The 22,546-nt window shown below is 32.0% G+C and carries 20 protein-coding genes; all 20 read left to right on the plus strand.

What is annotated here, in order from left to right; all coding sequences use genetic code 11:
- Window positions 1-31 precede the first annotated feature (31 nt).
- The 20 genes from tsf (at window position 32) to ACWJJ2_RS02210 (ending at window position 22,539) form a co-directional block, all read left to right on the plus strand.
- Window positions 32-952, plus strand: a complete 921-nt coding sequence (gene tsf, locus ACWJJ2_RS02115) for a translation elongation factor Ts (RefSeq protein ID WP_220285896.1) — start codon at window positions 32-34, stop codon at window positions 950-952.
- Between the two features lie 70 nt (window positions 953-1,022).
- Complete coding sequence (gene pyrH / locus ACWJJ2_RS02120; RefSeq protein WP_216303097.1) at window positions 1,023-1,751, plus strand: UMP kinase; 729 nt, start codon at window positions 1,023-1,025, stop codon at window positions 1,749-1,751.
- A 15-nt stretch (window positions 1,752-1,766) separates the two neighbouring features.
- Window positions 1,767-2,324 carry a ribosome recycling factor gene (gene frr / locus ACWJJ2_RS02125; protein WP_216303094.1) on the plus strand — a complete coding sequence of 186 codons (558 nt, stop codon included), beginning with the start codon at window positions 1,767-1,769 and terminating at the stop codon, window positions 2,322-2,324.
- Between the two features lie 144 nt (window positions 2,325-2,468).
- A complete protein-coding gene (locus ACWJJ2_RS02130; RefSeq protein ID WP_253198183.1) occupies window positions 2,469-3,173 on the plus strand; it encodes an isoprenyl transferase in 705 nt (234 codons plus the stop codon).
- An 11-nt stretch (window positions 3,174-3,184) separates the two neighbouring features.
- Window positions 3,185-3,991 (plus strand): phosphatidate cytidylyltransferase, encoded by an 807-nt coding sequence (locus ACWJJ2_RS02135; protein ID WP_462952917.1) that lies wholly within the window; start codon window positions 3,185-3,187, stop codon window positions 3,989-3,991.
- 435 nt (window positions 3,992-4,426) lie between these two features.
- Window positions 4,427-5,587, plus strand: coding sequence for a 1-deoxy-D-xylulose-5-phosphate reductoisomerase (gene dxr / locus ACWJJ2_RS02140; RefSeq protein WP_462953754.1), 1,161 nt, complete (start codon window positions 4,427-4,429; stop codon window positions 5,585-5,587).
- 14 nt (window positions 5,588-5,601) lie between these two features.
- A complete protein-coding gene (rseP, locus tag ACWJJ2_RS02145) occupies window positions 5,602-6,639 on the plus strand; it encodes an RIP metalloprotease RseP (protein ID WP_216303088.1) in 1,038 nt (345 codons plus the stop codon).
- A 12-nt stretch (window positions 6,640-6,651) separates the two neighbouring features.
- Window positions 6,652-7,701 carry a flavodoxin-dependent (E)-4-hydroxy-3-methylbut-2-enyl-diphosphate synthase gene (ispG, locus tag ACWJJ2_RS02150; protein ID WP_462953755.1) on the plus strand — a complete coding sequence of 350 codons (1,050 nt, stop codon included), beginning with the start codon at window positions 6,652-6,654 and terminating at the stop codon, window positions 7,699-7,701.
- A 203-nt stretch (window positions 7,702-7,904) separates the two neighbouring features.
- Window positions 7,905-12,227 (plus strand): PolC-type DNA polymerase III, encoded by a 4,323-nt coding sequence (locus tag ACWJJ2_RS02155; RefSeq protein WP_462953756.1) that lies wholly within the window; start codon window positions 7,905-7,907, stop codon window positions 12,225-12,227.
- 203 nt (window positions 12,228-12,430) lie between these two features.
- The gene (gene rimP, locus ACWJJ2_RS02160) at window positions 12,431-12,889 is read left to right on the plus strand and encodes a ribosome maturation factor RimP (protein ID WP_216303085.1); all 459 of its coding nucleotides are present in this window, start codon (window positions 12,431-12,433) and stop codon (window positions 12,887-12,889) included.
- A 13-nt stretch (window positions 12,890-12,902) separates the two neighbouring features.
- Window positions 12,903-14,051, plus strand: a complete 1,149-nt coding sequence (gene nusA / locus ACWJJ2_RS02165; RefSeq protein WP_462953757.1) for a transcription termination factor NusA — start codon at window positions 12,903-12,905, stop codon at window positions 14,049-14,051.
- Between the two features lie 11 nt (window positions 14,052-14,062).
- Window positions 14,063-14,350, plus strand: a complete 288-nt coding sequence (rnpM, locus tag ACWJJ2_RS02170) for an RNase P modulator RnpM (protein ID WP_462953758.1) — start codon at window positions 14,063-14,065, stop codon at window positions 14,348-14,350.
- On the plus strand, window positions 14,337-14,651 hold the full coding sequence (locus ACWJJ2_RS02175) for a ribosomal L7Ae/L30e/S12e/Gadd45 family protein (protein WP_187351404.1): 315 nt from the start codon (window positions 14,337-14,339) through the stop codon (window positions 14,649-14,651). Before rnpM ends, ACWJJ2_RS02175 begins: the two co-directional genes overlap by 14 nt.
- A gap of 23 nt (window positions 14,652-14,674) precedes the next feature.
- Window positions 14,675-16,750 (plus strand): translation initiation factor IF-2, encoded by a 2,076-nt coding sequence (gene infB, locus ACWJJ2_RS02180; RefSeq protein ID WP_216303082.1) that lies wholly within the window; start codon window positions 14,675-14,677, stop codon window positions 16,748-16,750.
- A 21-nt stretch (window positions 16,751-16,771) separates the two neighbouring features.
- Complete coding sequence (gene rbfA, locus ACWJJ2_RS02185; RefSeq protein ID WP_216303080.1) at window positions 16,772-17,179, plus strand: 30S ribosome-binding factor RbfA; 408 nt, start codon at window positions 16,772-16,774, stop codon at window positions 17,177-17,179.
- Window positions 17,169-18,131, plus strand: coding sequence for a DHH family phosphoesterase (locus ACWJJ2_RS02190; protein ID WP_462953136.1), 963 nt, complete (start codon window positions 17,169-17,171; stop codon window positions 18,129-18,131). The genes rbfA and ACWJJ2_RS02190 overlap by 11 nt, the downstream gene beginning before the upstream one ends.
- Window positions 18,128-18,997 (plus strand): tRNA pseudouridine(55) synthase TruB, encoded by an 870-nt coding sequence (gene truB, locus ACWJJ2_RS02195; protein ID WP_220285891.1) that lies wholly within the window; start codon window positions 18,128-18,130, stop codon window positions 18,995-18,997. The genes ACWJJ2_RS02190 and truB overlap by 4 nt, the downstream gene beginning before the upstream one ends.
- A 12-nt stretch (window positions 18,998-19,009) precedes the next feature.
- Entirely contained in the window at window positions 19,010-19,933 is a 924-nt protein-coding gene (locus ACWJJ2_RS02200) for a bifunctional riboflavin kinase/FAD synthetase (protein WP_462953759.1), read from the plus strand.
- 131 nt (window positions 19,934-20,064) lie between these two features.
- Window positions 20,065-20,328, plus strand: coding sequence for a 30S ribosomal protein S15 (gene rpsO / locus ACWJJ2_RS02205; RefSeq protein WP_165412182.1), 264 nt, complete (start codon window positions 20,065-20,067; stop codon window positions 20,326-20,328).
- Window positions 20,329-20,421: 93 nt separating this feature from the next.
- The gene (locus ACWJJ2_RS02210) at window positions 20,422-22,539 is read left to right on the plus strand and encodes a polyribonucleotide nucleotidyltransferase (protein ID WP_216303077.1); all 2,118 of its coding nucleotides are present in this window, start codon (window positions 20,422-20,424) and stop codon (window positions 22,537-22,539) included.
- Window positions 22,540-22,546: the final 7 nt, after the last annotated feature.

The following is a 22,546-nucleotide window of genomic DNA, read 5'->3' on the forward strand; positions in this document are numbered from 1 at the left end:
TTAAATTAGATAGGAATAGGAGGAAATAATAATGATTAGTGCAAGTATGGTTAAAGAGTTAAGAGAAAAAACTGGAGCCGGTATGATGGATTGTAAAAGGGCTCTAAGTGAAACAGAGGGTGACATAGAAAAAGCGGTTGAACTTTTAAGAGAAAAAGGTTTAGCAGCAGCTGCAAAAAAATCTGGAAGAATAGCTGCAGAAGGATTAGTAAACTCATATATTTCAGATGACATGAAAGTTGGATCTGTTGTAGAGGTTAATTGCGAAACGGATTTTGTAGCTGATAATGAAGATTTTGTTACTTTAGCGAAAAACATAACAATGCAAGCAGTACAAACTACTTCAACTACTATTGATGAATTAGTTTCTGAAAAATACATAGCTGATGAAGCAATTACTGTTACGGATGCCGTAACAGCTTTAATAGCAAAATTGGGCGAGAACATGTCTGTAAGAAGATTTCAAAAGTTTTCTATTGAAAATGGTATAGTTCAAAGCTATATTCACGGTGGCGGCAGAATAGGTGTTTTAGTAGAACTCGCTTGCGCAAAACAAGATGATGTATTAATTACGATTGCTAAAGATGTTGCAATGCAAATTGCAGCTACTAGTCCTTTATTCTTAGATAACACTTGTGTTGATAGTGAAACTTTAGAAAAAGAAAAAGAAATATACAGAGTACAAGCAATAAACGAAGGAAAACCAGAAAAAATCATTGAAAAAATGGTTATGGGTAGAGTAAATAAGTATTATAAAGAAGTTTGCTTGCTTGAACAAGTTTGGGTTAAAAATGCTGACTATACTATTAAAAAATATCTTCAAGAAGAATCTAAAAAACTTGGTGCTGACATAACTATAACAAGATATGTGAGATTTGAAAGAGGAGAAGGCATAGAAAAGAAGGAAGAAAACTTTGCTGAAGAAGTTCAAAGACAAGTACAGGGTAAATAACAATTAAAGAGAACACTACGTGTTCTCTTTTTTAAAATAAGTAATACTATAAATTGGAGGTATAATGTTTATGGAGGTTGCTAAATATAAAAGAGTTATGTTAAAGATTTCAGGAGAAGCTTTAGCTGGTGAAAAAGGATTTGGAATAGACTTTGAAATTACAAATGAGATAGCACTTCAAATAAAAGAATTGGTTGAGTTAGGTGTTGAGATAGGCATAGTTGTTGGAGGCGGAAACATATGGCGTGGTAGAAGTGGTGAAGGCATGGACAGGACTACTGCGGATTATATGGGAATGATGGCAACTTGCATTAATGCATTAGCGCTTCAAGACTCTTTGGAGAATATAGGCGTAAATACTAGAGTACAAACTGCCATTGAAATGAAGGCGGTAGCAGAACCATTTATAAGAAGAAGAGCTATGAGGCATTTAGAAAAAGGTAGGGTTGTTATATTCGCAGCTGGTACAGGCAATCCATATTTTTCAACAGATACAACAGCGGCACTTAGGGCGGCAGAAATAGAAGCTGAAGTAATTTTGCTTGCTAAAAAAGTAGATGGAGTTTACGATAAGGATCCTCATAAATATAATGATGCGAAGAAGTTTGATAATCTTACATATCTTAATGTTCTTGAAAGAGGTCTACAAGTTATGGATTCTACGGCTACATCATTATGTATGGACAATAATATACCTATATTAGTTTTTGGACTAGATAATCCTGAAAATATAAAAAGAGCAATTTTAGGAGAAGAAATTGGTACTTTAGTATCAGATTGTACTAAAGAATCAATATAAAATGGAGGGAATTCTATGATTAAACAAATTATTAGTATTGCTGATGAAAAAATGAATAAAACTATTGCTGTTTTTAAACATGAGATTTCAGGTATGAAAGCAGGGAGAGCAAATGCTACAATGCTAGATAGGGTTCATGTTGAATGTTATGGAAGTCTTATGCCATTAAATCAAATAGCAAACATTTCAGCACCGGAACCTAGAGTATTACTTATCCAGCCATGGGATAAATCTTCTATGAAAGATATAGAAAGAGCTATATTGAAATCCGATTTAGGATTAAACCCATCAAGTGATGGATCAGCAATTAGATTAATTATTCCTGAACTTACAGAAGAAACAAGAAAAGTTTTAATTAAAACTGTAAAGAAAACAGGAGAAGATGCTAAAGTAGCTATAAGATCTATTAGGCGAGATGCTAATGATAAAATTAAGGCTTTGAAAAAAAACACCGAAATTACTGAGGATGAAGCTAAAAAATCAGAAGATATCATCCAAAAAGAAACAGATAAATTTATTAAAGAAATAGATACATTAATAGAGGTTAAAGAAAAAGAAGTAATGGCCGTTTAATATATAATTTTAAATAGAACCTGCAGTTATGCAGGTTCTATTTAAGATTATAATATAACTAATAAAAAGGAGGGAATTTTATTGAAAACATTATTCGCTTTTTTTAAAAAAAATAAAAATACAAGTAATAATATTGAGTTAGATATGTCGAGAATACCTGAACATATTGCAATTATAATGGATGGGAATGGTAGATGGGCTAAGGAGCGTAATTTGCCGAGAGCACTTGGACATAAGGCTGGAGTAGAAGCAATAAGAAGAATTGTAAAAGAGTGCAACAAATTAGGGGTTAAATATTTAACATTATACGCATTTTCAACTGAAAATTGGAATAGACCTTTACAAGAAGTAGACGCTCTAATGAAATTATTAGTAGAATATTTAAAAAATGAGTTCGAGGAATTGAACGCCAATGATGTTGTTATCAATTCTATTGGTAACATATCAAAATTACCACAGATTTGCATAACGGAATTAAACTCTGCTTATGAAAGGACAAAGAATAATAAGGGGTTAATTTTAAATCTAGCTTTAAATTATGGAGGAAGAAACGAAATAGTAGATGCTGTAAAAGAAATTTGTTTAGATTTGAAGAATAAAAAAATATATGAAGATGAAATAACTGAGGGTTTATTTTCAAAGTATTTGTATACAAAAGAAATGCCCGACCCAGACCTTATAATAAGACCTAGTGGGGAGTTAAGATTAAGTAATTTTTTACTATGGCAGAGTGCATACTCAGAACTTTGGTTTTCAGATATTAATTGGCCGGATTTTCATGAGAAGCAATTGAAATGTGCAATATTGAATTATCAAAAAAGAGACAGAAGATTTGGAAAGGTTAAATAGAGGAGAAAATTATGAATAATAGATATATAGGAGCACTGATGTTAGCTCCGTTAATAATATTTTTAATTTTAGGTGGAGAGTACTTAAAATATAGTGTAATGGTACTTTCGCTTTTTGGAATGTATGAGTTCTATAAAGTTTCTAGAAAAAAACACTATAAGCCAATTGGAATTATAGGATATATTTTATGTATAGTATATTACTTGAATATGAGCAAGGATTTTTCAGCAAGTTTTAATGTATACATTTTAATAGTAACAATTCTTTTACTATTATGTATTCCGGTCATTTATACAAAATATAATTTTGTTGATGTGGCCCTCACTATATTCGGATTTTTATATGTGGCAGTATTTTTTAGTTTTATAGTGTTTATAAACAATAGAACCTACGGTCAATATTTAGTTTGGATTATATTTATTTGCTCGTGGGTCTGTGATACGTCAGCCTATTATTGTGGAAGATTTTTAGGTAAAGGTGGCAAACATAAGCTCTGCCCTAAAGTTAGCCCTAATAAAACAATTGAGGGCTCAATAGGAGGCCTTTTAGGCAGCACTATAGGGTGTACAATTTATGGCTATGTTATTTCAAAATATGGTGTACCTATTCAATTATATCATTACGCTATAATTGGCGTTCTTTGTGGCAGTTTCGGACAACTTGGAGATTTAATTGCGTCATCTATAAAAAGATTTGTAGGAGCCAAAGATTACAGTAGCCTTATTCCAGGACATGGTGGAGTTTTAGATCGGTTTGATAGTATTCTATTTGTGTCTGTGGTAGCATTTTATTATATTACATTTATATTAGTAATTTAAATTCATATATACTAAAGGTACAAGAAATTAATAGTGCACCTCCGCAGGAGATGATCTAATATACTTTAGTGATTAATAAAATCATATATTGAACAGAATGCAGATAAACAATTAGTTGTAAATTAGCATTACTGGCAATATATGATTTTATTATTACGTAAAATTTTAAAATAATAATTGGGTTATATTTTATATTAATATCTGCGTTGATTAATGAATATAATCAAAAGGAGCACTATATAATATATGTGAAATAATTACCCATATATTTGTAAATATTACTAGTTACTTTATTTTAGAACATAAATATGTTATATTATATGCTGTAGAAGAATTGCTTACTAAAAAAAACAGGTAAATTTATAAGTGTGAAATTAAAGGAAAAAACAAGATTTTGAAGTATAAATAACAGAATTACGTGAATGGAGAGAGTACATGAAGAAGATTACTATTTTAGGAGTTACTGGGTCGATAGGAACTCAAACTTTAGATGTTATTCGAAATGATATTGAAAATTTCACTATTATGGGAATTTCTGCTAACACCAACTATGAGAAGATTATACCCATCATAGAAGAATTTAAGCCTAAATATGTTACCATGATGGACGAGGCGGCTTCATTAAAACTTAAAAAACATTGCATGCTAAAAAAATATTCAACAAAAATATTGCAGGGACTGGAGGGACTAAATTATATAAGTACACTACCTGAAGTTAATATTGTAGTAACCGCAGTTGTGGGTATGATAGGCTTAGTTCCCACTATGAAAGCAATTAATGCTGGTAAGGATATTGCTTTAGCTAATAAAGAGACACTAGTTGCAGCAGGTGGACTAGTAATGGATGCTGCTAAAAAAAATCATGTAAATATTTTACCGGTTGATTCAGAACATGGTGCTATTTTTCAATGTCTACAGGGTAATAAGTCGGAATCTGTTAACAAAATAATAATAACCGCATCAGGTGGTCCGTTTAGAGGCAAAAATAAGCAACAATTAATAGAAATAAAACCGGAAGAGGCGCTTAAACATCCTAAATGGGAAATGGGTAGAAAAATATCTATTGACTCCTCAACACTTATGAATAAAGGCCTAGAGGTTATAGAGGCACACTGGTTATTTGGGGTAGATTACGAAAATATACAAGTGGTAGTTCATCCTCAAAGTATAATACATTCTATGGTAGAATACATGGATGCAAGTGTAATAGCACAAATGAGTTCTGCTGACATGAGACTTCCTATTCAATATGCTATAAACTATCCTGAAAGAAATAATGCTGTTATCGATAAATTGGACTTTTATAATATGGGTAATTTAACTTTTGAAAAACCGGATATGGATACGTTCAAATGTCTTAAATTAGCCTATAAAGCAGGTAAAATGGGCGGAAATATGCCTGCTATTATGAATGCTGCTAATGAAGTAGCTGTTGAATTATTTTTGGATTATAAAATTAAGTATCTTATAATAGAAGATATTATAGAAAAATGCATGAATAAATTTGAGCATAATATTAATCCAGATTTAGAAGAAATTTTAGAAATTGACTTAAAGGTAAGAGAATATGTAAGAAATAATTATGATAAAGAGTAGGGAGGAAAATTATTATGAGTAATATTATAGCAAACATACCATACTTTATTATGGCTATGTTAGCATTTAGTCTTCTGATTATAATACATGAATTAGGTCATTTTATTCTATGTAAGCTAAATGGAGTAAAAGTAAGTGAATTTTCTTTAGGGATGGGACCTAAAATCTTTGGAATTAAAGGAAAAGAAACGGAGTATTTGATTAAGGCATTTCCTATTGGAGGATATGTTAAAATGGAAGGGGAAGATGGAGAAAGTAATGATCCGAGATCTTTCACAAATAAAACCCCGGGTCAAAAACTAAGCATAGTTTCTGCTGGAGCAATTATGAATTTAATATTGGCAGTAGTTTTATTTGCTATGGTAGGTGCGTCTAAAGGATACATATTACCAATAATTGGGGAGTTGGTACCTAATAGTCCAGCCATGAAAGCTGGGATACAAGTTGGAGATGAAATTACTAAGATTAATAAGACTAAAATAGATAGATGGGATCAAGTTCAAAATGAGATTTTTGTTTCTAAAGGTGAAAGTATGGATATTGAAATAGTAAGAAATTCAAAAGTAGAAAAAATCACCCTTAAACCCATTAAGAACGTGAAAGAAAAATTATTTTTTGTAGGAGTCTCTCCTTCTATGGTTGAGAAAAAAATGAACCCTGGCAAAGCTGTGATTTATGGATTTGATCAAATTGGTAATACTGTAAAACAAATTTTTGAATTTTTCGGTAACGTATTCCACGGGAAGGTTTCAGCAAATGATGTCGGAGGACCAATAAGCATAATAAGATTTTCTGGAAAAGCGGCACAAGCTGGAATTACAACCTTAATGTATTTTACTGCATTAATGAGTGTGCAATTAGGAATATTCAATATAATACCTTTCCCAGCACTAGATGGAGGATGGATTTTTATGTTGTTATTTGAAATAATATCAGGTAAAAAATTAGATGATAATAAAGTTGCAACTATAAATTACATTGGATTTATGTTTTTAATGGCATTTATGGTGTTAGTAGTTATTAAGGATATAGTTAGTCCGCTAAAATTCTAGGAGATGAAGACTATGAGGGAGCGCAAAACGAAGAAGATTAGAGTTGGAAATGTGTATATAGGTGGAGATTCAAAGATAGCAGTACAGTCGATGACCAATACAGACACAAGGGATGTAGAAGCTACAGTAAATCAAATTCTTCAGCTAGAAAAGGTAGGGTGTGACATTGTAAGATGCGCGGTCCCAGATATGCAAGCGGCTGAGGCTGTTAAGAACATAGTGAAAAGAATTCACATACCACTTGTGGCAGATATTCATTTTGACTATAGGCTAGCTTTAAAATCTATTGAGAACGGGATATCCAAATTAAGAATTAATCCAGGTAATATTGGAAGCCGCGATAAAATAAAATTAGTCGCAGAAGCAGCTAAAGAGAATGGCATTCCCATTAGAATTGGTGTGAATTCAGGATCACTAGAAAAAGATATTCTTGAAAAGTATGGTCATGTATGCGCGCAGGCACTAGTTGAAAGTGCGTTAAGACATGTTAAAATACTTGAAAGTTTTAATTTTTATGACATAGTTATTTCTATAAAATCGTCAGATGTGGTCATGATGATTGAAAGTTACAAATTATTATCAGGTAAAGTAGATTATCCGCTACACCTCGGTGTTACTGAGGCTGGAACTACATGGAGAGGGACAATAAAATCAAGTATAGGTATTGGGGCGCTTTTAGCTGAGGGGATTGGAGATGCTATAAGGGTGTCACTAACGGGGGATGTAGTAGACGAGGTTAAAGTCGGCATAGAAATCCTGAAATCCTTAGGGTATATAGATGATGGAATTAAATTTGTATCATGCCCAACATGTGGTAGAACTCAAATTAATCTTATTAAAATTGCAAATGAAGTAGAAAAAAGATTAGAATGTTGCAATAAGAACATAAAGATTGCAATAATGGGATGTATCGTTAATGGCCCCGGTGAAGCAAGAGAAGCTGATATTGGCATAGCCGGAGGTAACGGAGTTGGTCTCATATTTAAAAAAGGTGAAATAATTAAAACCGTTAAAGAAGAAGATTTAGTGGAAGAACTTATTCGCGAGATAGATAAATTATAGGCACATTCAAAGTTATTTTAACGACATTTCAGAAGGAAAGTCTCCTACTTCTATAAGTAGGAGTTACTTACCCTAACAAATAGAAAACTTAAGTTGGAGTATAAATTTCCTTGTGAAGTCGTTAATGCATCTTCTACGAAGATGTTGCAGCGACCCAGGAGATGATTTCATGTGCCTAAAATGTCTTATCAGGAGGAATATTAATGAATGTAAATTTAGCTGAAATGCTGAAAAATGATTTTAACTTAAATGAAGAAACATTAGCAGCTGATATTAAGGTATTGAGAGTTCAATACCTTAAAAAAAGCAATAAATTAAGGGTGTTAATCAAATCTTTAGAGGATATAGATGATAATAAAAAGCTACTAATCAAAAATATTATTTCAAAACGAGTAGGTAGTTTTGAGGATATACAGTTAATTTGCTACAAAGATGTGTCAAATGCCACTATAGAAGATATAAAAGATAAGTTTTGGGTAGATGTTGTAAATGTAATAGCTACCTCACAGCCGTCAAGTAAGGATAGTTTACTTAAATCTTCTAGAATAATTGAAAACGGCACTCTAAAAATCCAGTGTGGAAATGATTTTATGTGCAAAATTTTAAGAGATAAGAACATAGAAATTCTTATAAAAGATACTATAAACGATATGTTTGGAGTTAGTTCATTAGTGAAATTGGAACATAACAGTAAACTTTCTAAAGAAGATTATTTTGGTAAAAAGGAAAAAGAAAATGAAGTTATTATAAAAGAAATTATTAAAAATATTAATATAGAAAAGAAGGACAAACCTCAAAGTAATAATCAAAATAATGATAAAACAAATAAATTTAGCAAACCGGGCTACAGAAAAGATGAAGCAGCGGATGCAAACACTATAATGGGAAGAAATATAAAAAGTGAGACCATAGCGATAGGAGAGATAGATGAAGCTTCAGGAATAGTCTGTGTCTGTGGAGATATCTTTAAAATTAAAATAATTGAAACAAAAACGGGTAGAATAATCATTACATTCTATATTACAGATTATTCAAGTTCAATTACAGTGAAATGTTTTCCAAAGCCTAAAGATGTAGAAAAGATAATGGACGAAATTAAAGTGGGACTTTTCTGTAAGGTGCGAGGAGAAGCAAGTTATGATACCTACGCAAAAGAAGTTGTTGTAATGGCTAGGGATATAATTAAACTTAAGAAAATAGAAAGAATGGATACTGCGCAGGAGAAAAGAGTTGAACTTCATTTGCATACACAAATGAGTGCAATGGATGGGATAAGCCCTGCGGCTAAACTTGTAGAAAGAGCGGCTAAATGGGGGCACTGCGCAGTAGCGATAACTGACCATGGCGTGGTACAAGCTTTTCCAGAAGCTATGGATGCAGCTAAAAAGAATAAAATAAAGGTTATATATGGTGTAGAGGGCTATTTAGTAGACGATGGAGTACCAATTGTTATTAATAGTAAAAATGAAAATATAGATGATTGTTTTGTAGTTTTTGATTTAGAAACAACAGGGCTTTCTAGTGAAAATGATAGAATTACTGAAATTGGTGCAGTTAAAGTTGAAAATGGGAAAATAGTAGATAGATTTAATGAATTTGTAAATCCGGGGATAGACATACCTTATAAAATTACTGAACTAACTGGAATTACAAATGATATGGTTGCAGGCTCTGCTTCTATTGAAGAAGTGCTTCCTAATTTTTTGCAGTTTGCACGTGGTAGCGTAGTGGTAGCCCATAATGCTGACTTCGATACATCTTTTATCAAAAAAAATTCAGAGAGGTTGAATTTGAAGTTTGGAAATGCAATTATGGATACAATTCCTTTAGCTAAATATTTACTTCCAGACCTTAAAACATTTAAGCTGAATGTAGTAGCTAAGCATTTGGGCATCACCCTGGAGAACCATCATAGAGCTGTAGATGATGCTAAAGCCACAGCGCAAATATTATTACATTGTTTTGGTTTACTTAAAGAAAATAACATTTTTGACTTAGATACTTTAAACAAAGAGTTTTTAGGTGACTTTAATATAAAAAAGGCAAATACTTATCATGTGATTATTTTGGCAAAAAATCAAGTAGGTCTTAAAAATCTTTACAAGCTTATTTCAGCTTCCAATTTAGAACATTTTCATAGAAGACCTAGGCTTCCTAAAACCTTAATTGAGAAGTATAGAGATGGTCTTATAGTAGGATCAGCCTGCGAAGCCGGGCAAGTGTATAAGGAAGTTCTACATGGGAAATCGGAAGAAGATATTAGGAAGATTGTGAAGTTCTATGATTATTTAGAAATACAACCTCTTCTAAATAATAAATTCATGATTAAAAATGGAACAGTAAAAGATGAAAGTGAATTAATGGATATTAATAGAAAAATATGTGATATAGGAGAAAAAAATAATTTGCCTGTAGTTGCTACAGGTGATGTACATTTTTTAGAAGCTTCTGATGAAGTTTTCAGAAAAATTTTAATGGCTGGCAAAGGTTTTTCAGATGCAGATGATCAACCGCCACTATATTTTAAAACTACTAATGAAATGTTAAAAGAATTTTCATATCTAGGTGAAAAAAAATGCAGAGAAGTTGTAATTGGTAATCCTAATAAAATTGCTGAAATGGTAGAAGTTATAAAACCAATACCAGATGGAACTTATACCCCTAAAATAGAAGGTGCAGAAGAGGACATCCGCAAGATGACATCAGATAAAGTTCATTCAATATATGGAGATTCCTTACCAGAGGTAGTTGAAAAAAGATTGGAGAAGGAGTTAAACTCTATTATAAATAATGGATATGCTGTACTTTACTTAATAGCTGAAAAATTAGTAGCAAAATCACTTGCTGACGGTTATTTAGTAGGGTCGAGAGGCTCAGTTGGATCTTCTTTTGCAGCTAATATGTCTAATATAACAGAAGTAAATGGGCTTCCGCCTCATTATGTATGTCCTGATTGTAAAAAGAGCGAATTCTTTTTAGATGGATCTATTGGTTCGGGTGCTGATTTACCTGATAAAGAGTGCCCAAATTGTGGTGCACTATATAAAAAAGATGGTCATGATATTCCATTTGAAACTTTTTTAGGGTTTGAAGGAGACAAAGAGCCAGATATAGATTTAAATTTCTCAGGTGAAAATCAAGCAGATATACATAGGTATACAGAGGTGTTGTTTGGAAAGGGGCATACCTTTAAGGCTGGAACAATTGGAACAATTGCTGACAAAACTGCTTATGGTTATGTGAAAAAATATTTAGGTGAAAAAAACGTTATGGTCCCCCAAGCTGAAATAGAACGACTTGTGCTAGGGTGTACTGGCGTTAAGAGAACCTCAGGGCAACATCCAGGTGGAATAATGGTTGTCCCAAGTGACAATGATATATATAATTTTTGCCCAGTGCAACACCCTGCTGATGATCCGAATTCAGATATTATTACAACACATTTTGATTATCATTCCATAAGTGGAAGGCTATTAAAACTGGATATTCTTGGACATGATGATCCTACAATGCTTAAAATGCTTCAGGATTTAACTGGACTCGACCCTATAACTATTCCACTATCAGATCCGAGTGTAATAAGTTTATTTACATCTCCTGCGGCACTGGGGCTCACCATTAAAGAGTTGGGCTGTGAAGTAGGAAGTTACGGTGTTCCAGAATTTGGTACGAAATTTGTTAGACAAATGCTTTTAGATACACAGCCTAAATCTTTTTCAGACTTGGTTAGAATTTCTGGACTCTCTCATGGTACTGACGTATGGATTAATAATGCACAATATTATATTAAAGAAGGATTTACTACACTTAAAGATTGTATTTCTACAAGAGATGATATAATGGTTTATCTAATGCAGAAAAATCTTGAACCTAAGACTGCTTTTACTATCATGGAGAAGGTACGAAAAGGTAAAGGGCTTACGGAAGACGATGAGAAAGTAATGAGAGAGCATGACGTGCCAGATTGGTATATAGGGTCATGTAAAAAGATAAAGTACATGTTTCCTAAAGGACATGCAGTTGCATATGTAATGATGGCGGTAAGAATAGCATATTATAAGGTTTATTACCCAAAGGAATACTATGCTACTTTCTTTACTATAAGAGCAGATGACTTTGATGCTAATTTGATTGTAAAAGGTGAGAGTGCTATAAGTGCTAAAATGGATGAACTAACAGCTCTAGGTAAGGACATAGGTATGAAAGAAAAAGGACTTCTTACAGCGCTGGAGTTATCTTTTGAAATGTATAAAAGAGGGATAAAATTATTAAATGTAGATCTTTATAAGTCTGAGGCAGTTAAATTTACAATTGAAGATGACGCGATAAGGCCTCCACTAAGCGGGCTTGAAGGTGTAGGTGAAAATGCCGCTAAAAGCATAGTTTTGGAAAGACCTGAAGGGGAGTTTATATCTAAAGAAGATTTGAGAATTCGCTGCAAGGTTTCCAAAACAGTTATTGAGTCCTTAGATAATCATGGGTGTTTAAAAGAACTACCTGATACAAATCAGTTGTCGTTTTTTTAGCTAAATGCAATTAACCCTTGAAATAGCAAATTTTATATGATAGAATAATATATATTAGTTACCGTTGGTAATTTTATTTCAAGAGAGTAGGCTCGTCCTACTCTCTATTTATTGAAACGCAACTCATGGTTGCGTTTTAATTATAATATTACGATTAATTATGTAATAATTGTAGAAAATTTTTATAAAAGGAGGGTGTTAAAATGAAAAATGCCTTGTTGCAAAAACTTAGAAAAATAATTCAACCAATAGCAGAAAAAAATAATTGCGAATTATATTATTTGGAGTATGTAAAAGAATCAGGAGAAAATTTCTTGAGGATTTATATAGATAGTTCTAATGGGATATCATTAGAAGATTGTGAAAAAACAAGTAGAGCTGTAAGTGAAATATTAGATGTAGAAGATCTAATAACTGATAGTTACTGTTTAGAAGTCTCCTCTCCAGGAATTGAGAGAATTTTATATGATGACAATCATCTGAAAAAATATATAGGCCAAAACGTATTAATTAATTTAAATAGTCTATATGAGGGAACAAAAAAAATTGAAGGCAATTTATTAGGATTTTCGGATGTGCAAATAGAAATTGAATATGATGGGAATAATATATCTATTCCGAAAGAAAAGATTTCCATTGTGAGTTTGAAACCGGTGCTGTAAGGAGGAAGTTAAAATGAATCAGGAATTTATTGAAGCATTGAGAGAAATTGTAGAACAAAAGGGAATCAGTGAAGATTTACTTTTTGAAACTATTGAGGATGCATTAGTTGCAGCATATAAGAAGAATTTTGCTACTCTATCTAATAGTAACCAAAGTGTAAAAGTGTCAATGAATAGAGAAACAGGTGAAATACATATTTATGGTCAAAAAACAGTTGTAGAAGAAGTATTTGAGGATGCCAATGAAATATCACTAGAAGGAGCTAAAGAATATAGCCCTAAATATCAAATTGATGATACTGTTGATATTGAAGTTACTCCAAGAAAATTTGGAAGAATAGCTGCACAAGCTGCAAAACAAGTGGTTATTCAAAGAATTAAAGAGGCTGAAAGAAATATAATTTACAATGAATTTATAACCAAAGAATTTGATATTATTACAGGAAGTGTTATAAGAAAAGATAGAGGAAATGTATTTATAGATTTAGGTAAAATTGAAGCTGTGCTTGGAGCTAATGAACAAATGCCTGGCGAGGAATATAATTTTAATGAAAAGTTGAAACTATATATTGTTGAAGTTAAAAATACTACTAAAGGTGCTCAAGTAGGCGTATCAAGAACGCATCCAGGTCTTGTAAAACGATTATTTGAATTAGAGGTGCCAGAAGTTTTTGGTGGAGTGGTTGAAATAAAAAGTATTTCAAGAGAAGCAGGATCAAGAACTAAGATTGCGGTATATTCAAACGATGAGAATGTTGATGCTATGGGAGCTTGTGTTGGGCCAAAAGGTATCAGAGTTCAAAACATAGTTAATGAATTAAGAAATGAAAAAATTGATATTATTAAATGGAGTAAGAAATCTGAAGAGTACATTTCAAATGCGCTAAGCCCTGCAAAAGTATTGAATGTAGTAGTTGAAGAAGTTTCTAAATCTGCAAAAGTTATAGTGGAAGATAATCAATTATCATTAGCTATTGGAAAAGAAGGTCAAAATGTTAGATTGGCAGCGAGATTAACAGGTTGGAAAATTGACATAAAAAGTAGAACACAAGCCCAATATAACATGGAAGATATTGAAGATATTGAAGATATTCAAGATATTGAAGATATTCAAGTTATTGAAAATGAAAATAAAGTAATTGAAACCATTACTGAAGAGTAGGTGATAGCTTTATGAAAGTGAAAAAAATACCTCAGCGCATGTGCACAGGTTGTATGGAAATGAAATGCAAAAAAGAATTATTACGCATAGTTCATAGCAAAGAAGGCGAAATTTCTATAGACTTAACAGGAAAAAAACCAGGTAGAGGCGCATATGTTTGTAAGAATATGGAATGCTTTGAAAAATCTTTTAAAACAAAAAGATTAGAGCGAAACTTAGGTGAAAAAATAAGTGAAGAAATTTATGGTAAACTAAGGGATAAGATAAATTACGAGGATGAGGTAAATCATGAACAATAAATTTTTTCAATTTTTGGGTTTAACTAAAAAGGCAGGCAAACTTATTGAAGGGTACAATCAATGTGAAGATGCACTATCACACGGGAGAGGGACCCTCATAATTTTGTCAGAGGAGAGCGCTACCAATACTAAAGATAAATTTAGAAGATTAGCTATCAAAAGGGTTATACCTCTTATAGAAGGAATATCCAATGAGACTTTAGGCAAGTGCTTAGGTAGAGCAGAAATCAATGTTTTGTGCGTAAATGACAAAAAAATGAGTAATAAGCTATTAAGCTTATGGAATGAAAATGATGAATAAATTAAATTTCGGGGGTGAATGATTTGGCAAAAGTCAGAATATATGAATTAGCAAAAGAGTTAGAAGTGTCAAGTAAAGAATTAATTAATGTACTATTAGAAGAGTTTAGTATAAAGGCCAAAAATCATATGAGTGTGATTGAGGAAGAAGATGCTGAGTTAATAAAGGAACTTTATAGTGATGAAAATTCAGGACTTAAGGATAATAAAAATGAAACAGTGGAACACTATGAAAACTTAGCTAATGAAGATGCTAATAAAGTTGTTATTAGAAAAAGAGGTAGAAAAGGTAGAGATGAATTAGGAAGCGGAAACAATGCCGTTGAAGCAATAGATGATGAAGTTGTAGTAATCAAAAGTACTATTACAGTTAAAGACTTAGCTGATACGTTAAAGAGACCTTATGTAGAAGTAATAAAACAACTTATTTTTATAGGTGTTATGGCTGGGATGAATCAAGAAATTGATTTCGCTACAGCTGAAAAAGTAATAGAAAAATATGGTGCACTTGCTGTACTAAAAGATGAAGAAGAAGGAAAAATTGCTGATGAAGAAGACTTCGGAAATGTTGAAGTTGAAATAGATACAGACAAAAAACCAGCAGTTGTTACAGTTATGGGTCATGTTGATCACGGCAAGACATCGCTACTTGACTGTATTAGGAAAGCTAAAGTTACAGAAACAGAAGCGGGCGGAATAACACAACATATAGGTGCATATACTGTCGATATTAATGGTGAAAAAATTACATTTTTAGATACACCTGGTCACGAAGCTTTCACAGCAATGAGAGCAAGAGGTGCCCAAATAACAGATATAGTTATACTTGTTGTAGCTGCAGATGATGGTATTATGCCACAAACTGAAGAAGCTATAAATCACTGTAAAGCGGCTAAGGTACCAATGATAGTAGCTATAAACAAGATAGATAGGCCAGGAGCTAATGTTGATAAAGTTAAGCAAGAATTAACAGAACATGGACTTGTAGCAGAAGATTGGGGCGGAGACACAATTTGTGTTCCAGTATCAGCTCATACTAAAGAGGGTATAGATACTTTGCTTGAAATGGTAGTGATTACAGCAGAAATGTTAGAGCTAAAAGCAAACCCTAGTAGACTTGCAAAAGGAACTGTAGTAGAAGCTAAACTTGACAAAGGTCGCGGACCACTTGCTACTTTACTCGTGCAAAATGGTACACTAAAAGCTGGAGATTCTATAATAGTTGGTTCAACTTATGGAAGAATAAGAGCAATGTTCGATGATAAGGGTAACAAAATAAAGACAGCAGGACCTTCTATACCAGTAGAAATACTTGGATTATCTGAAGTTCCAGCAGCTGGAGATAGATTTAATGTAGTTAAAGATGAGAAAACTGCAAGAAATATGGCAGAAACTAGAAAAACAAATTTAAGAGAAGAACATTTTGAATCTAGTAATAGAGTTTCCATGGAAAACCTATATAGCCAAATACAAGAAGGATCTGTTAAAGAACTTGGTGTAATTGTTAAAGCTGATGTTCAAGGATCTGTAGAAGCTGTAAGACAATCTCTCGAAAAATTATCTACTGATAATGTTAAAGTAAGGGTTATCCATTCTGGAGTTGGCGCTATTACAGAAACAGATGTTGTACTTGCAGCAGCTTCAAACGCAATAATTATAGGGTTTAATGTAAGACCAGATAATAATGCTTCTTTAATTGGTGAGAAAGAAAATGTAGAAATTAAAACCTATAGAATAATTTATGACGCTCTTGATGATATAAAAGATGCAATGGTTGGAATGCTCGATCCTGTATATAAAGAAGTTGTCTTAGGTAGAGTTGAAATAAGACAAATATATAAAGTTTCAAGTGTAGGAACAATAGCAGGGTCTTATGTATTGAACGGTAAAATCACGAGAAACAGTAGTGTACGAGTACTTAGAAATGGAATAGTAATTACTGAATCAACTTTAGCTTCCTTAAAAAGATTTAAAGATGATGCAAAAGAGGTCGCTGCTGGATTTGAATGTGGATTAAGTGTAGAAAAATTCAATGATATTAAAGAAGGCGACATTATTGAAGCATTCATAATGGAAGAAGTAAAACCAAAATTAATATAAGTATAAGGAGTAGTGAATTGTATGGTTAGTTATAGAAATGGTAGAATAAATGAAGAAATTAAAAAAGATGTAAGCAATACAATTCAAAACAAAATAAAGGATCCAAGATTAAGTGCTATGGTAAGTGTAACAAAAGTAGACACAACAAAAGACCTAAGCTATACAAAAATTTATGTTAGTATATTTGGTGACAAAAATGCTAAGAAAGAAACACTTCAAGCACTTAAAAGTTCAACTAGTCTCATTAGAAAAGAAATAGGGAGTCATGTTAAGTTAAGACATGTTCCTCAGGTTATTATAGAGGTAGATGAAACTATAGAACGTGCAATACATTTAGAAGGCATTTTTAATCAAATAAAAGAAAAAACTAAGAATGATGAAGATATAAATGAGGAAGATGGCAACGAAAAAGATAACAATGAAGATTAATGATATTGTTACCAGAATTAAGTTATTCAAAAAAATTGCTATAACTTTTCATACTTCACCAGATGGTGATTCAATTGGTAGCGCATTAGCGCTGCTTATTGGTCTTAGAAAATTAAACAAGGAAGTATATATAATTTCAAAAGAAGTTATTCCGCAAACTTTTTTATTTTTGCCTTGCTCTGATGAAATTAATGGTGAAACAAGTCAGCCGTTAAAGGATACGGAATGTGTAATAGTGTTAGATTGTGGTGATTTTAAAAGAATTAATGCTAATTTATGTATGCAAAACAAAAAGTTTGAATTAATAAATATAGATCATCATTTATCTAATGATTTATATGGAGATTTAAATTTTGTCGATACAAAATCTTCTGCAGTGGGAGAAATTGCATACGAAGTTCTTAGACTTCTCCATGTAGAATTAGACAAAGGAATAGCTACATGTTTGTATACTTCCTTACTTACAGATACAGGCTGCTTTAGACATTCGAATACCACAGCAGTAACTCATGGTATCGCTGGTGAACTTATAAATACAGGTATAGATTTCAGTAACATCCATAGAAAAATTTTTGAAAATAAGAAATTTGAAAAGATAAAATTTTATGGAGAAATTATTAGTGATATGACAGTAGAACTCAATGGTAAAGTCTGTATTATGCATATATCTAAAAATGTACTTGGAAAATTCAATTTGGCGTCCTCGGATACATCAGATGTTATTACTTTTGGTGATTCAATAGATACCGTTGAAGTTACTATTCTTATAAAAGAAGCTGAGAATGGTGTTAAAGTAAGTTTAAGATCTAAGTCTTTAGTAGATGTTAGTAAAATTGCAGAAGGTTTTAGTGGTGGAGGTCATATTAGAGCTTCAGGTTTTTATGCAGAAGCAAATTTTGATGATATTAAAGTTAAATTAATAGAAATTTTAGAAAAAGAGTTGATGAAATGAACGGTATATTAAATGTATTTAAACCTACCGGAATTACTTCTTTTGATGTAGTACGTAAAATAAGAAAAATCAGCAATGTAAAAAAAGTAGGCCACGCTGGCACTCTAGATCCTGAGGCTAGCGGGGTTTTACCTGTTTGTATAGGAAAAGCAACGAAGGCTATTGACTATATAATGGGTGACTTTAAAATTTATGAAGCTGAATTAAAGTTGGGAGTTATTACAGATACATATGATAGAGAAGGTAAGATTCTTAGTGAAAGTGAAGTTAATGCAACCGAACAAGAAATTATTCGCGCTATTAATTCATTTATAGGTGAAATAAAACAAATTCCTCCTATGTACTCAGCTCTAAAGGTTAATGGGAAAAAACTTTATGAATTGGCAAGGTCTGGAATAGAAATAGAGAGAGAAGCAAGGACTTTAGTAATTTATGATATAGATATTATTGATATTAAAACACCTTACGTAAAGTTTAGGGTTAAATGCTCTAAGGGTACATATATTAGAAGTCTATGTTATGATATTGGGCAATTATTAAAATGCGGTGGTATGATGTGGAATTTACAAAGAATTGCTACAGGGCCATTTCATATTGAAGATGCTATAAATATTGAAGATTTAAACGAGGAAAACATAAACAAACATGTTATGCCTATAGAAAAGATTTTTCAAAACAATAGTAAAATTACCATAGAAGATAGATTTGTTAAATTCTTATTAAATGGTGTTGTAGTAAAAGATAGAGCACTAACTCGCAAATTTGAAGTTGATATAATATATAATATATATAATAAAGATAATGACTTTGTTGGAATTGCACATAGAAGTAATGATAGTGTTAAGCTAATAAAATCATTTATATAGGAGTATATTAAAATGTTAGTTATAAAAGATAATTTTAAAACAAAACTTAAAGAACCAACGTACATTGCTTTAGGAAGTTTTGACGGCATCCATTTAGGGCATATGTCTCTTGTAAATAGAACAGTAGTATTAGCAAAAGAAAATAATGCTAAAAGTATGATTTGTACCTTTAAAAATCATCCATTGTCTGTTATTAACAAGGAAATTTGTCCAAAGTTGATAATGGATAATGACACCAAAATAAATTTGTTAAAAAACACTGGTATTGATATTGTTAACTTAGTTAATTTTAATAAGGATTTTATGAAGATAACTCCGGAAGAGTTCATAAAAAATATGGTGAAGTTTTATAATGCAAAGGGAATAGTTGTTGGTTTTAATTATAGATTTGGATATAAAAATTTAGGTGATGTAGAAATGCTTAAAACATATAGTACTATTTTAGGATATAAACTATATGTTTGTGAAGCCGTTAGTATTAACCATGAAATTGTAAGTAGTTCAAAAATACGCCATCTAATAGCGGAGGGTAATATCACTAAAGCAGATGAGCTTTTAGGACGACCACACACTATTAGTGGGAAAGTAATTAAGGGAAAACAATTTGGGAGAACTATTGGGTTTCCAACTGTAAATTTAAATTACAATAAAGAGTATATCATTCCTAAGGGAGGGGTGTACTATACTTTAGCGGAGTATGATAATAACTTTTACAGAGCTATAACCAACATAGGTTACAATCCTACTGTAGAAGGTGGCAAGCTATCAGTAGAAACGCATATTTTGAACTTTGATAAAAAAATTTATAATGAAATAGTTAAAATTTATTTTATAAACAGAATAAGAGATGAAGTTAAATTTAATTCTATTGATGAATTAAAAAAGCAACTTTTAAAGGATAAGGAATATGCAATAAATCAAAAAATAGAAAAATAAGTGCTAAGATGTAAAAATTAATTTACAATTTAATCTTAGTTTGTTATAATTGATTTGAACCTTATGCTAAGTTCACCGAATCACCAACGGTGTACTTGGAATATGGGGATTATATTCGGAGGTGTTGTAAAATGCAAAAAGCTAAAAAACAAGAAGTAATGTTAAAACATGCAAGACATGAAGGAGATACAGGTTCTCCAGAAGTGCAAATCGCACTACTTACTGAAAGAATTCAAGAGTTAAATGAACATTTGAAAATCCATAAAAAAGATCACCATTCAAGAAGAGGTCTATTAATGATGGTTGGACAAAGAAAAGGTATGATCGGTTACTTAAAGAACCAAGATATCGAAAGATATCGTGCAATTCTTGCAGAACTCGGACTAAGAAAATAATTCAGAGCGGCTTAGCCGCTCTATTATTTTAGATTAGGGGAAATATATACAATTAGCTAATAATATTAGTGCAAATTGAAGGGAGGCAAATATATGATTCATATTATAGAAACTACTGTAGCAGGCAGAAATCTTAAAGTTGAATATGGTAAAGTTGGAATGCTATCAAACTGTGCAATAGTCATGAGTTATGGAGAAACAGTAGTTTTAATTAATGCAAATGCATCAGAAAAACCAAGGGATGGTATTGATTTCTTCCCACTAAGTGTAGAATATGAAGAAAGACTTTATGCTGTTGGTAAAATTCCAGGGGGATTCATAAAGAGGGAAGCAAGACCATCAGAAAGAGCAATTTTAACAGCAAGAGGTATTGATAGGCCATTAAGACCATTATTCCCTAAAGGCTATAAAAATGATGTCCAAATTGTTTGTACAGTAATGTCAGTTGAACAAGATAATTCACCTGAGATACTTGCTATGAACGGAGCGTCACTGGCATTATGTTTATCAAGTATACCTTATACGGATGCTGTTGCAACTGTTTCAGTGGGTTTAATTGATGGTAAATTTATATTGAGTCCTACTGTAGAAGAGCGAAGTGCTAGTTCTATGAAACTTACAGTTTGTGCAACAAAAGATAATGTAACAATGATAGAAGCAAATGGAGACGAAATACCTGAAGATGTAATGATAGATGCAATTGACTTTGCTTTTGAAGCATGTAAAAAAATTGTAGCTTTCCAAGAAGAAGCTGTAGCTAAGTTTGGAAAGAAAAAAGTTATACCTTTATTAAATAAAATAGATGAAACTCTCGAAAGTGAAGTAAGAGAATTTTCAGTTGATATGACAAAAACAGCAATGTACATAATGGATAAAGATGAGAGAAACAAAAAAGTGGACGAAATTAAAGAAAAAATAAGTGTTGAATTTAATGAAAAATACGCAGATAAAAAATCAGATATCGGTGAAGTTTTCTATAATATTCAAAAAGAAATAGTTAGAAATATGATGTTAAATGAAAATAGAAGACCAGATGGAAGAGCTTTTGATGAAGTTAGACAAATAAGTTGTGAAGTAGGAATACTTCCAAGAACTCATGGTACTGGTTTATTTACAAGAGGACTTACTCAAGTAATGGGAGTTGCAACACTCGGAGCATTAAAAGAAGCCCAGATACTAGATGGAATAAGTACTGAAGATACTAAAAGATATATGCATCATTACAATTTTCCAGCCTATAGCGTAGGAGAAACTAAGCCAATGCGTGGACCTGGAAGACGTGAAATTGGTCATGGAGCACTAGCAGAAAAAGCAGTAGAACCACTTTTACCATCTATAGAAGAATTCCCATATGCTATTCGTGTAGTGTCAGAAGTATTAAGTTCTAATGGTTCAACATCTCAAGCTAGTGTAAGTGCAAGTATTTTAGCACTATTAGATGCAGGGGTTCCTATTAAAAGACCTGCTGCGGGTATCGCAATGGGGCTAATTACAAACGCTGACTTATCTAAAGAAAAAGTATTAACGGATATTCAAGGCATAGAAGATTTCTTTGGAGATATGGACTTTAAAGTAGCTGGAACTGTTAAAGGTATTACAGCTATACAAGTTGATACAAAGCTTCATGGATTATCTAATTATTGCATTAAAACTGCAATTATAGATGCCAAAAAAGCTAGACTTCATATAATAGAAAAAATGAACGAATGTATACCGCAACCAAGAAGTGAAATGTCACTTTATGCTCCTAGAATGTATGTGCTAAATGTAGCACCAGACAAGATTAGGGACGTAATAGGTAAAGGCGGAGCAACTATAAAGAAAATTATAGCAGAAACCGGCGTTAAAATAGATACTAATGACGATGGACAAATTGTAATTATGTCGAGCGACAGCGTTAGTGCCAATAAAGCAGTAAAAATTATCGAAGAACTAACTAAATCTGTTAAAGTAGGAGAAATATATTTAGGAAAAGTAACAAAAATTGCTGCTTTTGGAGCTTTTGTTGAAATACTTCCTAATAAAGAAGGCCTAGTGCATATTTCTAAACTTGATTTTACAAGAGTAAATAAAGTAGAAGATATAGTTTCAGTTGGTGATGAAATATTAGTAAAAGTAATGGAAATAGATAATCAAGGAAGAGTAAATCTTTCGAGAAGAGATGCTATGAAAGATAGCGAAAATGAAAATGAAAACAAAGATAAAGAATAATAATAGA

This window comes from Clostridium sp. CM039 (assembly GCF_055081075.1).

Excerpts from the sequence above, each read along its gene's own strand:
- truB (WP_220285891.1), top strand. The coding sequence starts at position 18,128 with ATGAACGGTATATTAAATGTATTTAAACCTACCGGAATTACTTCTTTT.
- nusA (WP_462953757.1), top strand. The coding sequence starts at position 12,903 with ATGAATCAGGAATTTATTGAAGCATTGAGAGAAATTGTAGAACAAAAG.
- rpsO (WP_165412182.1), top strand. The coding sequence starts at position 20,065 with ATGCAAAAAGCTAAAAAACAAGAAGTAATGTTAAAACATGCAAGACAT.
- tsf (WP_220285896.1), top strand. The coding sequence starts at position 32 with ATGATTAGTGCAAGTATGGTTAAAGAGTTAAGAGAAAAAACTGGAGCC.
- dxr (WP_462953754.1), top strand. The coding sequence starts at position 4,427 with ATGAAGAAGATTACTATTTTAGGAGTTACTGGGTCGATAGGAACTCAA.
- frr (WP_216303094.1), top strand. The coding sequence starts at position 1,767 with ATGATTAAACAAATTATTAGTATTGCTGATGAAAAAATGAATAAAACT.
- ACWJJ2_RS02130 (WP_253198183.1), top strand. The coding sequence starts at position 2,469 with ATGTCGAGAATACCTGAACATATTGCAATTATAATGGATGGGAATGGT.
- rbfA (WP_216303080.1), top strand. The coding sequence starts at position 16,772 with ATGGTTAGTTATAGAAATGGTAGAATAAATGAAGAAATTAAAAAAGAT.
- ACWJJ2_RS02210 (WP_216303077.1), top strand. The coding sequence starts at position 20,422 with ATGATTCATATTATAGAAACTACTGTAGCAGGCAGAAATCTTAAAGTT.
- pyrH (WP_216303097.1), top strand. The coding sequence starts at position 1,023 with ATGGAGGTTGCTAAATATAAAAGAGTTATGTTAAAGATTTCAGGAGAA.
- ACWJJ2_RS02190 (WP_462953136.1), top strand. The coding sequence starts at position 17,169 with ATGAAGATTAATGATATTGTTACCAGAATTAAGTTATTCAAAAAAATT.
- rnpM (WP_462953758.1), top strand. The coding sequence starts at position 14,063 with ATGAAAGTGAAAAAAATACCTCAGCGCATGTGCACAGGTTGTATGGAA.
- ispG (WP_462953755.1), top strand. The coding sequence starts at position 6,652 with ATGAGGGAGCGCAAAACGAAGAAGATTAGAGTTGGAAATGTGTATATA.
- rseP (WP_216303088.1), top strand. The coding sequence starts at position 5,602 with ATGAGTAATATTATAGCAAACATACCATACTTTATTATGGCTATGTTA.
- ACWJJ2_RS02135 (WP_462952917.1), top strand. The coding sequence starts at position 3,185 with ATGAATAATAGATATATAGGAGCACTGATGTTAGCTCCGTTAATAATA.
- rimP (WP_216303085.1), top strand. The coding sequence starts at position 12,431 with ATGAAAAATGCCTTGTTGCAAAAACTTAGAAAAATAATTCAACCAATA.
- ACWJJ2_RS02200 (WP_462953759.1), top strand. The coding sequence starts at position 19,010 with ATGTTAGTTATAAAAGATAATTTTAAAACAAAACTTAAAGAACCAACG.
- ACWJJ2_RS02155 (WP_462953756.1), top strand. The coding sequence starts at position 7,905 with ATGAATGTAAATTTAGCTGAAATGCTGAAAAATGATTTTAACTTAAAT.